The organism is Desulfohalobium retbaense DSM 5692 (assembly GCF_000024325.1).
In the GTDB taxonomy this organism is placed as follows: domain Bacteria; phylum Desulfobacterota; class Desulfovibrionia; order Desulfovibrionales; family Desulfohalobiaceae; genus Desulfohalobium; species Desulfohalobium retbaense.
Map to the genome: position 1 here is coordinate 2,271,549 of NC_013223.1, position 15,556 is coordinate 2,287,104.

At 57.1% G+C, this 15,556-nt stretch carries 12 protein-coding genes; 8 read left to right on the plus strand and 4 right to left on the minus strand.

All coding sequences use genetic code 11. The features are described 5' to 3' along the window. Positions 1-328: 328 nt before the first annotated feature. Entirely contained in the window at positions 329-1,609 is a 1,281-nt protein-coding gene (locus DRET_RS09880) for a DUF401 family protein (RefSeq protein WP_015752406.1), read from the minus strand. Positions 1,610-1,863: 254 nt separating this feature from the next. Here DRET_RS09880 and DRET_RS09885 point away from each other — a divergent pair, with 254 nt between their 5' ends. The 8 genes from DRET_RS09885 to DRET_RS09920 all read left to right on the plus strand — a co-directional run bounded on the left by DRET_RS09885 (position 1,864) and on the right by DRET_RS09920 (position 10,087). Beyond that, positions 1,864-2,493, plus strand: a complete 630-nt coding sequence (locus DRET_RS09885) for an NUDIX hydrolase (RefSeq protein ID WP_015752407.1) — start codon at positions 1,864-1,866, stop codon at positions 2,491-2,493. 315 nt (positions 2,494-2,808) lie between these two features. Continuing rightward, positions 2,809-3,960: a hypothetical protein gene (locus DRET_RS09890; protein ID WP_015752408.1), complete on the plus strand. Its 1,152-nt coding sequence runs from the start codon at positions 2,809-2,811 to the stop codon at positions 3,958-3,960. Between the two features lie 79 nt (positions 3,961-4,039). Beyond that, positions 4,040-4,309 carry an amphi-Trp domain-containing protein gene (locus DRET_RS09895; protein WP_015752409.1) on the plus strand — a complete coding sequence of 90 codons (270 nt, stop codon included), beginning with the start codon at positions 4,040-4,042 and terminating at the stop codon, positions 4,307-4,309. A gap of 124 nt (positions 4,310-4,433) precedes the next feature. Beyond that, on the plus strand, positions 4,434-6,080 hold the full coding sequence (locus tag DRET_RS09900; protein ID WP_015752410.1) for a PhoU domain-containing protein: 1,647 nt from the start codon (positions 4,434-4,436) through the stop codon (positions 6,078-6,080). Between the two features lie 167 nt (positions 6,081-6,247). Continuing rightward, a complete protein-coding gene (locus DRET_RS09905) occupies positions 6,248-7,126 on the plus strand; it encodes a GAK system ATP-grasp enzyme (RefSeq protein WP_015752411.1) in 879 nt (292 codons plus the stop codon). A 97-nt stretch (positions 7,127-7,223) separates the two neighbouring features. Continuing rightward, entirely contained in the window at positions 7,224-8,351 is a 1,128-nt protein-coding gene (locus tag DRET_RS09910) for an HprK-related kinase B (protein WP_015752412.1), read from the plus strand. After that, positions 8,321-9,526: a GAK system CofD-like protein gene (locus DRET_RS09915; RefSeq protein WP_015752413.1), complete on the plus strand. Its 1,206-nt coding sequence runs from the start codon at positions 8,321-8,323 to the stop codon at positions 9,524-9,526. Before DRET_RS09910 ends, DRET_RS09915 begins: the two co-directional genes overlap by 31 nt. Before the next feature lie 195 nt (positions 9,527-9,721). Further along, on the plus strand, positions 9,722-10,087 hold the full coding sequence (locus DRET_RS09920) for an amphi-Trp domain-containing protein (protein WP_015752414.1): 366 nt from the start codon (positions 9,722-9,724) through the stop codon (positions 10,085-10,087). 181 nt (positions 10,088-10,268) lie between these two features. On the opposite strand, the gene DRET_RS13095 is transcribed toward DRET_RS09920, so the two are convergent. From DRET_RS13095 to DRET_RS09935, 3 genes are all read right to left on the minus strand, one after another. After that, the gene (locus tag DRET_RS13095; protein WP_015752415.1) at positions 10,269-11,012 is read right to left on the minus strand and encodes a hypothetical protein; all 744 of its coding nucleotides are present in this window, start codon (positions 11,010-11,012) and stop codon (positions 10,269-10,271) included. 244 nt (positions 11,013-11,256) lie between these two features. Next, complete coding sequence (locus DRET_RS09930; RefSeq protein WP_015752416.1) at positions 11,257-13,719, minus strand: glycosyltransferase; 2,463 nt, start codon at positions 13,717-13,719, stop codon at positions 11,257-11,259. Positions 13,720-13,911: 192 nt separating this feature from the next. Next, positions 13,912-15,156, minus strand: coding sequence for an EAL and HDOD domain-containing protein (locus tag DRET_RS09935; RefSeq protein ID WP_015752417.1), 1,245 nt, complete (start codon positions 15,154-15,156; stop codon positions 13,912-13,914). Positions 15,157-15,556 lie beyond the last annotated feature (400 nt).

Consider the following 15,556-nt stretch of genomic DNA (forward strand, 5'->3'; position numbering starts at 1 on the left):
CTCCAACAGGGCCCAAATTTCCTGTGCTCAGCCTGGAGGGCTCCCGCCACACAAACCTCGACCAGGCGGGCAAACACCGCCCCCGAAACTCACCACGCGCCTGTTCCAGGCCAAGGGGCAACATTCCGGAACCGGACCCAGACTGCCCCCTCCAAACCGGTTCCGGGGTTTTGCACTCGGCCTGGAAGGTTCCTGCGCCCCCAGGCAACCGCATCCCGCGACCCAAACCTCGACTAGGCAGACAAGCACCGCCCCGAAACTCCACCACGCGCCTGTTCCTGGCCGAGGGCAACATTCCGGAACCGGACCCAGACTGCCCCAGTCCGATTCAGCCCCCGACCAAATACAGCACGGCACAATACCCGGCCCCGGCGAGAAAAAACAAAACGGCCGGGGGCACAAGCCGTTTCCAGACATGCCCCAGGCCGGTTTCAAAAAATTCACAGGAAAGCAACAAACAGGCGTGCAGCGGCGACAAAAGCACCCCGGTAAATCCGGCAAACAAGGCCAACATGAGCAGCGCCGTCTGGGCCTGTCCGCTCAGACTTTGTTCCATAAGGCTCAAAAGGAGCGGAAACGTCGCCCCAACAAAGGCCACCGTGATTCCGGACAAGAGCCCGACCAAAAACGGCAAGAGCACGACAGCGACCCCGAAGGCGGTTTGAGCCGCCCCACCGCTCAACGACTGCACCACACCGGCTCGCTCCAGGACATTTTTGAAGACGAACACCGCCACGACAAGAAGAACCATTTTTCCGACATGCCCGGAAAAAACCAAACGGAGCAACCGCCTGGGGGCAAACCGGTTTTGCACTCCGCTCCAGGCAATACCCAGGACAAGGGCCACTACAAACCCCCATTCCGGGTCCAGTGTCCATCCGGCATGCCGAATCACCGCTTCCAGCCCGAGAGCCCCGGCCAATGTGATGGCCAACGGCGCTCCCTCGGCAATGATCAGCGACCAACGCAGCGGCGGATACGATTCTTCTCCGCCATTGTGTGCAGGCAAGGCAAGTACGCCGGGGCGCAGGAAAAAAAACCAGCCCAAGGCCAGACACAAAAGCACAGACGGCCAGGTCAGACTGATCAGGCGCGTCAGTGGCCAATGCGCCAGATACGCGGCCATGATGATGCCGGGATACAGTGGCCACGACAATTCCCAGATATGACGGAACCAATAGTTGAGTATCGCCTTGTCCCGATCGGGAACCTGGGCGTCTTGCCCCGCCTGGCGGACCATAGGCGCCGAAAAAACGGCGCCGCCGGGCATGGGCAAAAGACCGATCAGGGCAGGAAAAAACACAAGGCGCAATCGGGGCCAGCGCAGGACACCGAGCAAAGCGTCCATAAGACGCCGGCTTTGCCCCGTTTGTTCCAAAACACGGCTGAAAATCAGGATCAGAGCCACCACAAGACACAAGGACATGAGTTTGGATTCGGTGCCCACTGCCAGTGCGGCGCGGCTCCAGGCCAAAAGATCGAGTCCGAAGAGCAACCCGAGCAACAGGCTGCCGCCCAGAATCGTCAACCCGAGATCGCACCGCAGGCGCAACCCGAAAAGCATGGCCCCAAAAACAAGAGCAATTTTCCCGAGTGCCACAGAGGCCATAGAGAATTTCCTTCTACAAACAGATGACGACTGCCTTCCCGCAATCCCCGCCAACGCGCAGTCCTGCAGGGCGTCTCCTGTCGGAGTTGCCCCACTTGCGCCATATCCGGGCCTCGCCTATTTTGAAGCCCTGCACCTCCATGTCGCATCCACCGCGACCGCCGGTGGGACGAAGTGTTGCAGGGCGGTGATGCTGCCCCTTTTCACCTTGAAAAACAACCACCAAGCGGCCGCACTCGGCCAAGGAGTGCCTGATGTCCGAGACAGAGACCCCGGCCTGGCTCCGCTGGGCCAGAGAAATCCAGGCCATCAGCCAGATCGGCCTGTATTACAGCAAGAATCAATACGATGAGATAAATTTCTCACGGCTTATGGAGATCGCGGCAGAAATGGCCGCGGCGCATTCCGATCTCGACCAAACCACGGCCATGACCGTGTTTGGGAGCCAACCCGGCTACGCCACAGTCAAGGTCGATGTCCGGGGCGCTCTTGTCCGGGATTCCCAATTGCTATTGGTCAAAGAACGCCGCGATGGCCGCTGGTGCATGCCCGGTGGTTGGGCCGATGTCGGAGAGACCCCCTCGGAAATGGTCAGCCGGGAAGTCTTGGAGGAAAGCGGCTTCACGGTGGTCCCGGAACGGATTGTCGGAGTCTATGACGCCAACCGCGCCGGACGGCCGCTCTCGTTTTTCCACGCCTACAAGATCCTGTTTTTGTGCCGCATCACTGGCGGAACCGCCCGCCCCAGCGAGGAAACGGAGGCAGTCGAATTTTTCGACTTCGACACCCTGCCGCCGCTGTCCTCCCCGCGCACCTCTATGCGCCATATCGAAGACCTGCAACGGTGTCTCCAAAACCCCGATCAGCCGACGGTCTTCGATTGAACACCCCCAAGCGCACCGCCGGGCATACTGCTCCGACCTGTTTTGCGAGCAGGCGGGAGAGCTCGCGCCTTGCCTTAGGGGATTCAAATGCGATATCGTTTTTCACAAAAATGCGTCATAGCATTGTCACCTGGTGGTGCTAAACAGCCATTTTCCAGGGTGCCCCAAATTCTATACAACACCATTTCGCTTCGTCTCCCCCTCAAGCTAGCGGGACAAGCCGGGCAGCCTTTTTGCAAAGTCTCCTTCAGGTACCGCGCAAGGCCTGAAAATGGACAAACCAAGACCCAGCAGGTCGCTCATGGAGCCACCACTATGGAACTCATCAAACCCCAGATTCAAGAACAGCTCGATCATATTGACCCGCACACCCTGACCGAAACGGATATCGCTCGGTATTTCGAAGTCATCAATACCCACCTGACTCCTGAACAGGAAGAGCGCATCCGGACGCCGGCCAAAGTCTTCCCCCGGCAGCACAGCGTGCTGGCCGTGCATTGGCACCCGGAATTCGTCCCCATGCCGCTTATCCGCGAACGCATCGACCGGACCTTTCCCAACAAACGTGAGGCGTTGATCATCCCCACCCAACACAATGTCATCCTTGAGTATGACGGGTACGCGGGGGTGGAGGTCGATTGCTACTCCCGGGGGTTCAACCAGAAGGTCCAACTGCTGCTCCACTTTACCAGCGAGCGTGTGGCTGAAGCGCCGGTCCTCAAAGCCATGCTGGCCCACACCTTTCGCTACCGCTCCTCGCAACTTTTTGACTTCATCTACGCCCTGACCAAGCCCAACGAGGAACGGTTGCACAAAGCGGCCAAGGCCACCGGCGCCGACGAGGATCTGGTCCGTTTTGTTCAGGCCTATGTGCGCAAGATCCAACGGATGCTCGAGGAATATTACGAGCAGACGCCGGAGGAATCGATCAAGAACAAACTGCTGCGCAATTATTTCGAGCTGTTGCGGGAAGATTTCGGGGACCCGCTCATCGACCGGGCCCAGACCTTTCTCAAGGCGGTTAAAAAAGAGGTCAAAGCCCATTTCTCCCTGCGCTATTTCTACCGGACCTCGGAAATCATCGAAGAAGCGCGAGCATTGGGCGGCGGAGTGGTCATCCCGCACCCGGAACAGTTCTGGCCGATTTTACTCGCCGAATACGATGTCGACGGCTACGAAGTCTGGAATCCACAATCCCGCCGGTACACTGACTTCCTCATCTCGGTGGTCAATCGCAAAAACACGACCCTCTCCGCCTCGCAGCGTCCCCTGCTGATTTTCATGGGCGACGACACCCACATGGGCGAAAAGGTCAAAGATCCTGGCGACCGCAAGGAAGAAAAAGCGGCTCGCGAGATAGGCGTCCAATCTGCGTGGGAGGACCTCATGATCAGCAAGACGCTGGTCAAGGCCTGCGCCGGAAAGGACAATGTGATACAAGCCTATCGTGACCGGCTCGCCGGATAGCCTGCAGGCCTTCGACAGTTCGAATCCGATTCAACGAGCATTGTGCCGCTACGACGCAACCCGCAGAAAGGAGCACCCCATGTCTGACGAAAAATCGCAGCGTTTTGATTACGAATCCCTGCAAGACACCCACTCGATCGCCAAATACCTGCAGGCCTTGATAGACGGTTTGGAAAATAAACGCATCGTCTTCTCCTCCGAGGATGAAGAAATCATATTGACTCCTGAAGATATTGTGAAATTCGTGGTCAAGGCGAGCAGGAAAAACGGAAAAAGTAAACTCAATATCAAAGTTTCCTGGAAAGACACGAATCCGCACCTTGGAGACACGATGCATATCGACAGCTAGTCGGAAGGATCGAGGTGGGAAAAGAGCTCCACGAGAGAATTCGTCCCAGGGAACACTTCACCCAATGGCATGGGGTGGTTGTACAAAGCCCCCTTGTGCCCGCCATGAGAAAAAGCAGGCGTTTATGATCAGCTTGGAAAGTCTCGAAGAAAATTTCCGGTTTCTCACGCTGGAAGTGGCCAACCAGGCCCGAGCCACCCGGGACATCCTGGGAAAACCGGAGAAAGAACTTGTCGAACGGCTTATCGCCCGTGACGACTATATCGACAATCTCAAAACCATTATTGAAAACAAATGCTTTTCCCGGATCCACGCCGAGGAAGGCGCTGAGCAGAGCGAAAGCAACCGGATTCGCGCCATCCACATTATCTGCGTCAATCTCGAACGGATCGCTGATCATTGCGTGAATATCGTTCGGCAGATCAAGCACTTCAGCGACCCCACCTTTTTACACCGCTATGAATTCCACTCCATGTTCAATTTGATCCAGAGTGGTCTGGATATGATCCTGCCCGTACAGCGATCACAAAAGGTGGCCCAGGCGCTGACCATCTGCAAAATTGAGCACGAACTCGACAATCAATACAAAGAGCGTTTCGATCAGATCCAAGACGAGATGCGGGCCCAACACAATGCCGATGTCGGGGACTTGATCACCGCCCTCTTTATATTCCGCTACCTCGAACGGATCGGGGACGCCCTGCTCAATGTGGGCGAGGCCTTTATCTTCGCCTTCCTCGGCGAGAAGATTAAGATCCACCAATTTCAGGCCCTGCAGGAAACACTCTCCCAGGCCGGATACGAGGGATCGCTCTCGGAAATCGATTTCGAATCCATCTGGGGCGGGCGTTCCGGCTGCCGCATCCGGCGGGTCAAAAACACCAACCCCGACCCCTCCAAGGAAGTCATCTTCAAGGAGGGTCAGAAAGAAAAAATCCAGCAGGAACGGGATAATATCGACCGCTGGAGCGATCTCTTCCCCGGCATCGCTCCCCACGTCGTCGGCTACAACGAAGGCGGCAACTACGCCTCCATGCTCGTCGAATTCCTGCCGGGATGTACGCTGGATGAAGTGGTCCTGACCACGGAGCCGGAACAGGTCCGCAACGCCCTGTTTGTCTTTGAACAAACCCTGGTCGATGTCTGGGAAGACACGATTGATCCTCAGGACCATCCCTCTCCCGGTTTTATCAAGCAACTCTCCGGGCGTCTGGACAAAATCCAACAGGTTCACCCAGGGATTCTGACCCCCCACAAACGCATCGGCCGCATCACGATTCCCTCCCTTCGCAAACGCCTGGAGCAAGGCACCGCCTTGGAGCAGGCCGTGCAAGCGCCGTTTACCGTGTTGCTCCACGGTGATTGCAACTTGAACAATGTCGTCTACGACTTTGAAGAACAGCGCATCCGGTTTATTGATCTCTACCGCTCCAGACAGGCCGACTACATCCAAGACGTCTCCGTCTTTCTGGTCTCCAATTTTCGGATGCCCATATTTGAACCCAGTCTCCGGGCCCGGCTTAACTGGACGATCCGCCACTTCTACCATTTTGCTCGGGGGTTTGCGGCCAAACATGGAGATACGACCTTTTCCTTTCGGCTCGCCTTGGGGTTGTGCCGGTCGTTTTTGACCTCAACCCGATTCGAATTGGACACCGAATTCGCCTATGAAATGGCGGAACGGGGGGGATATCTCCTGGACCGGCTCCTTGAGCACGGCTCCAAACACCAAGAGGAATTCACCTTCCCTGAGGCTGTCTTATACTACTAACAGTGGTTTTATCCTGAGGCCGATAAACTCGCGTGTGAACACGGTTTCAAAATTGCGCCTACAGCCTGTCCCCGCAACGCCCCAAGGCAACACCAGTCTCCAGGGCACCGGGGAACGGTCATTGATGACCACAGGCTCAATTGCAGAATGCGTATACGAGGTTGAACATGCCCAAAATTGCTGTGGTCGGCACGACCGCCGGCTGGTCCTCTGAAAAATTGACTGCCACAGTGGCCGGACACACAGGCTTCCATCTGCTGGTTGATATGAACCGCTGCGTCCTGGATCTGGAGCGCAATACCGTGTGGTTCGAAAACCACGACCTCTCCACGATGGACGCGATCATGATCAAAAAAATTGGGGCACGGTACTCGCCGGATCTCTTGGATCGGCTCGAATATCTCCGTCTTCTGGAATCCAAAGGGGTGCCCATTTTCTCCGCCCCGCGAAAAATCATGGGCGTGCTGGACCGGCTCAGTTGTACCGTGACCTTGCGCGAGGCCGGCATTCCCATGCCCCCGACACAGATCACCGAGAGCCCTGAACAGGCCCTGCGTATCGTCAAGGAATACGGCGAGGCGGTCTTCAAACCCCTGTTCACCTCCAAGGCCCGGGGCATGGAGATCATCCGGGCTGACGACCACCCGGAGGAGGCCATAGCCGCCTACCGCGAAACCAACCCGATCATGTATATCCAGAAAAAGATCGAACTGCCGGATCAGGATCTGGGACTGGCCTTTCTTGGCGGGGAATACCTGACCACCTACGCCAGACAAAAAACAAACGGGGCCTGGAATACGACCACCAATTCCGGCGGCAAATACGCCCCGTTTACACCGCAGGCGGAAACCATCGAACTCGCCCGCAAAGCCCAGGCCCTGTTTGGGCTGGACTTTACCTGCGTTGATGTCGCGGAAACGGAAGAGGGACCGCTGGTTTTTGAGGTCTCGGCGTTTGGCGGCTTTCGGGGGATCCAGGAGGCAAGCGGTCAGGATGCGGCCCAATTGTATCTGGACTACGTTTTGCAGCGCATCGGCCATGTATAACGCTCATACACATTGAGTGCGTTCATACAGCTATTGCGTACCGCCGTTTCGGCCCATTGGGAGTTTTTTTCCGAGCTGCTACAAGGAAGTCGACGCCATGCATTCAGTAACTGAAATCATCCAATCCATACGCAAAAACCATCCACCGACGCATACCCTGAGCTTGCAATTCGAAGACCTCCCTTTGGCCGTGCATTGCAACAGCTTGGAACTGTATACCTTTCTCGCAGAATACCTCCACACTTTCAGAGCCCCGTTTTCGTCGCGCACGACCACCAGCATCACCGTGCACGAAGGCGATCCCGGACTCCCGGAATTGCCCTGGACGGTCAAACCTCCCGAGCCGGGGAAGGCCAAAATCAAAGAGGAATTTGCCGACCTGCCCGACGGGCGCCTGATCCGCAAGCGGCAAACCGGCGTCGTCTTTGCCCTCGCTGACCAGGAACATCTGGCCGTGGGCCCGGTCACCGACAACCCGAACCAGATCATCAATTTCATCAACAACCGCTTTATCCAGCACAAGCTCTGCCGCAGTTGTCTGCTTGGCCACGCCGCCGGGATTAGCCACAACGGCCGGGGCATGGCTCTGGCCGGATTCTCCGGGATGGGCAAATCCACTTTGGCCCTGCACCTTATGAGCAGTGGCTGTACGTTTGTCTCCAACGACCGCATCATGGTCGAGGCCGATACGCAGCGGCTGACCATGTACGGCGTGGCCAAACATCCCCGCATCAACCCGGGGACGGCCCTGCACAACCCTGATCTCGCCGGACTCATTCCCGAAGAAAAGCGGGAAGCGCTTGCGAAGCGCGGCGATCTCTGGGAATTGGAAGACAAATACGACGCCCCGATTGAGACCTTTTTCGGTCCCGATCGCTTCGTCCTGGGCGCTCCGATGGATATATTGATCTTGCTCAATTGGGCCCACGACGACCAGCCGACCCATTTCCAGAAAGTTGACCTCCATGAACGCACGGATCTCTTACCGGCTTTCCAGAAGGCTCCCGGGCTGTTCTTCTGGCCCAGTGGCAACGGCGATTGCCGGATTATCCGGCCTTCGCAAAGCAACTACCTGGGCTACCTTTCCAAATGCCACGTCTATGAGATCAGCGGCGGCGTCGACTTTGCCGCAGCCACCGAATTCTGTCTCGATATTTTGAACAATGCCCCGCTGCGCTCGTCCAGGGAGTACGCATGTCCGCAACCGGCACCCGCATCACTGTAACCAAAAGCGCCCTGCTCCCGGACCCGGTCAAGCTCGCCCGGTACGCCAAGGCGCCGGAATTGGGTCCCAAAATCCTTTTTTTCAGCGGCGGCACCGCCTTGCGGCCCTTGAGCCAAAAGCTCATCGAATTCACGCACAACTCCATCCATTTCATCACCCCGTTTGACTCAGGGGGCAGCTCTGCTGTCCTTCGCAAGGCGTTTGCCATGCCGGCTATCGGCGATATCCGCAACCGGCTCATGGCTCTGGCTGACCAAAGCCTGCACGGTGCCCCTGAGATCTATGAACTCTTTGCACTGAGGCTGCCCAAAGAGGCCGATCCCGGTGCCCTGAACGATCTTTTGCAATCCCTGATCCGGGGCAAACATCCGCTGGTGGCCGCCATACCGGATCCAATGCGCAAGATCATCCGCAACCACCTTGGACGCTTCGCCGAGGCCATGCCCACAGATTTCGATTTGCGCGGCGCGAGTATCGGCAATCTCATCCTCACCGCCGGGTATCTCGATTATCGCCGCCAACTCGACCCGGTCATCTTTCTCTTCGCCAATCTCGTCCGGGTCCGCGGTGTCGTCCGTCCGGTCCTCAACAAAGATCTCCAACTGGCCGTCCGCCTTGACGACGGGAGCACGGTCGTCGGGCAGCACCGCATCACCGGCAAGGAAACCGCTCCACTGAACACCAAAATCCGTTCGGCCTGGATTTGCGCCAGTTCCGAAGAGCCGGCCCCATTGCGGGTTCCGGTCCGCAACAAGGTCATGGAACAGATCCAACAGGCTGAGCTCATCTGCTATCCCATCGGCAGTTTCTATTCCAGTCTGATCGCCAACCTCCTGCCCGGGGGCATAGGACGGGCCATTGCCTCTACTCCCTGCCCCAAAGTTTTCATTCCCAACACGAGCGGGGATCCTGAACTCCACGGCCAGGACGTCATGGAGCAGGTTCGGACCATCCTTTATACCTTGCAACGGGATTTTCCTGAACCACTGCCGACGCGCGACCTGCTGAACTTTGTGCTCATCGATCACGATTTGACGCTCTATCCCGGCGGCGTTCCGCGGCACTCCCTGGAAAAAATGGGGTTGACCGTCATCGCCGGCGACCTGACCACAGAACAAAGCCGCCCGCTTCTCGATGCCACACGCCTGACAGAGGCGCTCTTATCGCTGACCTGATCCGGCCCCTGCGGGTGACCGAAAGACAGCGACCGACACTGCAAAGCCCCAAGACCATGTCGTTTCAAATGTGACATTTTTTCGGACAGGGTTGACGCAACCGCTCAGACGACGAATATAGGACTGTCTTGATGCCGCCTCCGTCGCCGCGCATCTTTTTCCTGCTGCTACAAAAACAACAAAGGAGCTATTGCCATGAGTCAGAACAACAAAGTCAGCCTGAAACAAACCATGGCCACGGATGACGCCATCCGCTATCTGGAAGAGCTCGTCCAGGCTTACAAGGACGGCAAGATTGTCGTCCAACAAGGAGACAAAGCGGTCAGCATCGAGCCCGGGGAGGATGTCGCCATCGAAGTCGAGGCCAAGCAAAAAGAGGGCAAGTCCAAATTCAGTCTTGAACTCTCCTGGCGTGCCCCCCAGCCGGGAGAAGGGGACGAAGTCCAGATCAGTTCTGAAGAGCCGGAGCAGATGCCTGCGCACAGCCCCGGGGCTGTGGTGGCCACCGCCGGCCCGGAAGAGACCGCGGACGACGAGCAGGAAAAGCCCGCTGAGATTTAAACAGCTCATCCTCATCGCCCACAGCGGGTGGCCCATCCCATCCGCTCCCTAACTCCCCCTCCCTCAGGCCAGAAAACGCCCCCAGAAGCCGAAAAGATTCCTTTCGGCTCCTGGGGGCGCAATTTCCACCCGACTCTTTCGCCGTTTCCAGTGAACTCTTTCGTCACAGACTGTGCCCCGATCACGGCCCCGCTGTATCGAGACGGCTTTCCTCTTGCTTGCCGATCCGGTCCAAACACCGTGCGTTGCCGATATCCTCCTCGATCAGGACAATCTCCGTCTTTGGCGTGCCCGGCGGGCCGTTGACCCCTTCATATCGCACAAAGACCCAATCTCCGGTCCGGAACCAGTAGTCGCCGTGCCACAGCATGCGAAGCCATCCGGTCAGCCGGATCTGGACCCGGACCGCCTCAACGGCCTGGCCCTCAATCACAACCTGTTCGACCCCCTTGCGCGTCGCCCGGATAGACATGGGTTCCAAGGTGTCCGGCCGCAAGGTAACCAGCCTCTTCGTGGTCTCCTCCCCCCGGGCCACACCGCGAAGGGCGAAGGACAAGGGCTGAAACCACCCGGCCTCGGCCACCGGCCGCTGCCAGGCGACCGCCTCGCCGTCCACCGCACCGCGGAGCCGCAGGGTAGCCCCGTCGACCCAGGCCTTCCCCGTGACACCGGGCTTCGCCACCTCCCAGCGCAGGGTGCGCCCGTTTGGACGGCAGATATTGCGATAGGTCGCATTCGCTTTGCGGGAGACGATGCGCCGCGTTTCCGGGTCCGGCGCACTTATCTGCCAGCAGAAAAAAACCTCGGACTTCCCGGTGCGATCGCGGTAGAGTCGCGACGTTGTTTCCCCGGCCTGGGCCAGGGCTCCGCCACAGACCATCCCCGCAACGGCCAAGCACCACAGCAATACAATCACGACTCGCACAACATATCCTTCCCAGGGGGGCAAATTTGATCACTACGACGAAAATTGCGCCGGCGGCCTGCCCCCACGCGCTTTTCCCATCCCGTGGGCAATCGCAATAGCCGCAGCACAGAAAGCCAATATGCAAAAACGGCCCTGCGCCAAACGCAGGGCCGCACCACTGGCCAACTCGTTTCAAAAACACAAATCACAGGGCCGAACCGGCTATGCAGAAAGCCGCCCGCGTTCGATCCGCCAACGTTTTCTAACTCGCTGTCGCAAAGGTCTGTTCCGCAGGGACTTCCCGGGTCGGAGCAAACATGTGCCAGCTCTGGAGAAAGGCATTGGTGAAGGAGCGATCAGCCACTGCGTCCCGGGCCGCACGCTGCATATGGCGCAACCGCTCGGGGTCATCGGCCAAGGCCTCAACCCGCCGGGCGAATTCACCGGGCTCGGCGCCGGGAATGATAAACCCGGTTTCGCCGTGATCGATATTCTCCTGCGGCCCGCCCTGATCAGAAACCAGGACCGGGATGCCGGAGGCCTGGGCCTCAAGCACAACATTGCCAAAGGTGTCCGTTGTCGAAGGAAAGACAAAGAGATCGCTGGACGCATAGGCTTGGGCCAGTTCTTCCCCATGCAGCACGCCGGTGAAGGTCACCGGCAGCCCGCGCAGTTCGCGGCGCATCTCGGCCAGGTACGGCCCGTCGCCGACCAGGATCAATTCCAGCGGCAAATCAGCCCGCCGTGCCGTCAATTCCTGAAACATCTGGGTCAGCACGGTCAGGTTCTTTTCCTTAGAAATCCGGCCAACATACAGCAGTTTCACCTTCTCATCGCTGATAGCATACGAGGAACGCCAGAACCCGTTGCGCTTCTGGGGGTGGAAACGCTCGACATCAATGCCGCGGGGATAGGTCCGCAGCCTGTCTCCTTCCACCCCCCGGGCCGCCAGTTCATCACCTGTGGCCTTGGACGGGACATAGACCAGGTCCATCTGGTTATAAAACCAGGTCATGTACTTCCAGGTCATGTCCTCCATGCCGGTATCCCCGGTCAACTCGGCCATATATTGAGGAAAAGCGGTGTGGTAGGTGCCGTAGATGGGCAAATGGAGAATCTTGGCCACGCCCAGGGCCGCCAGGCCCACCGGTCCAGGAGTGCAGGCGTGCAGATGGGTCACACCATTTTCAAAGCAATAATCGAGCATCTCCAGAAACGGCGGATAGGTCATGGCCAGTTCAGGATACTCGTCCAATTGGAAGGTACCGATGGGATCAAAATCGATAACGCCTTCGTCCTTTGCCTGCGCACCGCAGGTCACGATGGAGAGATCCTTGTCCGTCTGCCGGGCCAGTTCGACCTGCATCTGCAGGGTCAGGGCCACGCCGTTGACATCGTCATACGTGTCGGTGAAGGCGAGGACTTTCGGCGTTTCCTCCCCGGCCTGCGCCTGCGGGACCAATTGCTCGCAGCATTCACGGCTGAAAAGGCGGTCCCGGCTGAACATGGTGTAGGCCACAAAATACGGCGCCAGCAGCGTATACAGGGATCCGGCTGAGCCGAGGACCTTGAAGACGTTGAACAGCTTGGCCCGGGTCAGGCTGTCCAGGATCGAATCTCCGAACTGGTGCGCCACTTTCGAGGCCGCCTGACGAACGAACTCGTACCACTTGTCCTCATTGTCCCAACCAGTCTGGCCGTTTTGCTTGAGCATGGCCTGGAGACGGGGATCGTCGGCGATGATCTGCCGGGCTTCGCGCTGCAGGACATCCTCGATGCCCGGTGACTCGGACTGGAAAAAACGGGACGTCGCCTTCTTGTAGGACAAAACCTTCCCGATCTTGCCCCACCAGCAGGAAACCGGTTCCTCGGTGGTCAGCGCCGCATCCGCGAACTGGAGCAGACTGTCCTTGCCCGCGTGGCGGCCGAGATTGAATTTGCTGCGATAGAATTGGTAGGCGATGCCGTAGAGGTTGTGGGCCATGGTCTGCGGCTTGGAGGCGATATCGTTGATCCGGGTCTGCCCGGCTTCGACACCGGCCCAGAATGAAGCCAGATCCGTGACCCCGTCCACCGTCGTATGGGTCCGGGCGATGTTCAGGCTGGAATGGTCGTCCGAGCCCCCGGTGTAGTACTTCTCCCAGGGCCGCTTGGGCAGAGGAGCCAGATCGTGTTTTTCAGCCAGGTGCTCGATGCGCTCGGGGGTCAGATTGTCCAGGATGTGGCGCAGAGCAACGTTCAGACTGGCGTCCCGGGCACCGTTGATTTCAAAATATTTGAACAAGAGCAGGGTCTGCTCGACATGGTCCAGGGTGAGACGGTCGTTGACCGCGAACAGGGGGTGGGCCAGGACGTGGAAGATGGCTTGTTCGCGGAGATAGGGGACGAGGTCAAAGACATTGTCCCGCAGACGGCTGATATCTTCGTGCTGGGCCTCAGTCACATGGTAGGCCAGGACGTGGAGCTTGCAGCGGTCCTCAGGAAAATAGGTGGTGATCTCTTCGCTGACGAAGGTGTTGTCCAGATGGGCGATTTCCAGGCTACCGGCCAGGGTATTATGGTCGGTGATGGTCACCAGATCCATGCCCCGCTGCCGGGCGATGTCGTAAAGACGCTTGGGCTCGGTAAAGCTTTCCGGGCAATTGATTTTCTGCAGAATCCATTGGGACGGGCGCTTGGAAAACTTGGAGTGCACGTGCAGATCGCACTGCATCGACGCGGACATAGCCTACCTCCCCTTGACGGGCGTTGCCGGGAAATTCGGACGGCCTGAGAGCACCTCGCACTGCTGCAGGCCCCTTTTTGTAAACCGCCCGGACAATAGGCCGGCCATGTGGCGATCGTATGGCTTTTTGCCAACTATGCGGTGGCGCCTCCATAGAAGAAGCAACACTCCCTTCGGGATTGTACCAATTGGTCAGACCGCATTGAGCAAGGCCTGAGCTCGCATCAATGCTTCATTGTAGATTGTGGCAATGTGGCCGGGCGAGGCCCCGAGAGCCCTCGCACTGCTTTTCACAGCAAACCAATCCCCGTATTCACACCCGCGGGCAATATCCAAAAGCGGGTCAACCGGGGATGCCTGACCAAGGAGTGGCGCTGCCATCTCTGCTTGGAGATGCAGACGATCCAAAATTGCATCCATCGGCTGGTCCAATAACGCATCGAGCAAGGAAAATAAGCCAATAAGAAAAAGTGAATCAAAAGGAAGTGTCGTGGGTATGTCATCAGAAAACGAGGCCACGAAAAAGCCTCGCACAACAGACATATGGGCGATCTCAAGTTTCTCCCCGTGGTTGGCAAAATCGGCTAAAACTAGTGCGCTGAGCCAACTCTTCACATGTCGCTGCCCCAAAAGCCGCATAGCGTGGCTGACAGAAGAAATTTCCTGGACCAAGCCAAACCCGACGGAATTGATATAATTGAGCAATCGGTAGGTAATAGCAACATCGTTTTGGACAATGCGGACGAGACGCTCTATCTCCTGTTCTTGTTCAATCGCTTTCAAAATTTGCAATCGAGAAATTTGACTGCTGGACAATTTTTTCATCCCTAATGTCTTGGGGCGACTGAAAAAAAAGCCTTGAAAAAGGGTAAACCCCAAGCCGCAAACAAACTCGTACATCTCCCGGTCTTCCACTTTTTCGGCCAGCAACGTCAGACCACTTTTGTTGAGTCGTGAAGCTATGTCTTGTATTCCCTGACGATCAAGGGCGAGGACGTCGACCTTGACAATGGACGAATACGGCAGGAAATCATTGAAATTGGAATCACCTGTATAATCATCCAGAGCCAATTCATAGCGAGTCGAAAGATGGCGACATTCCTCCACAACCTCTGTTGAAGGAGGGACATGTTCTAAAATTTCAATCACCGAATTTTCTGGAAGCCCCCATCCCAAACCGGCCACAATACATTCAGCATCGAAATTGATTAACTTTTTGGCTTTGGGCCCAACACTTTGATTCACTATTGCCAAACCATCGATGAGGACTTGAGATGTAGCGTTTTTCCCGTCCGCGACTACCGCATTACTTGCTTCGCCCGAGGCTCGGAATAAGAGTTCATAACCCCATACCTCGCCAAAGGCATCAAACACAGGCTGGCGAGCGACAAACACATTATCTGCCACCCCATCACTTTTTATTTGGTCTTCCGACATACATACCCCACGGATTCAAACCGCAATTTACGCACCCGCATATCAAAATATTCGCCGAGGCCGGCAGACCACACAAGGAGGTTCCAGCCTCGAGTTGTTACTACGATAATCACCGCAGAGAATCAAGTCCGCCTTCGACGAGTAAGGAATTTGATGCGTAAAAAAAATGGAGAAATGGGGTTCGTTGACACTGAGCTGTCAACTACATAAAAAAAATATCATCTCCATTCCGACATTTATCAACCCCGCAAAAGCTATTGACTGCCGCAAAAAATTACCCTAACCCCTGGTCTGGCTAAGGAAATAATATCCGGCCGATTCCAGAAGTCGACGCTGTCTTTATTTACTTGACCGCGACATTTCGCTACACAAGCTTGGCATTTCGTGGGGGCTTGGACGA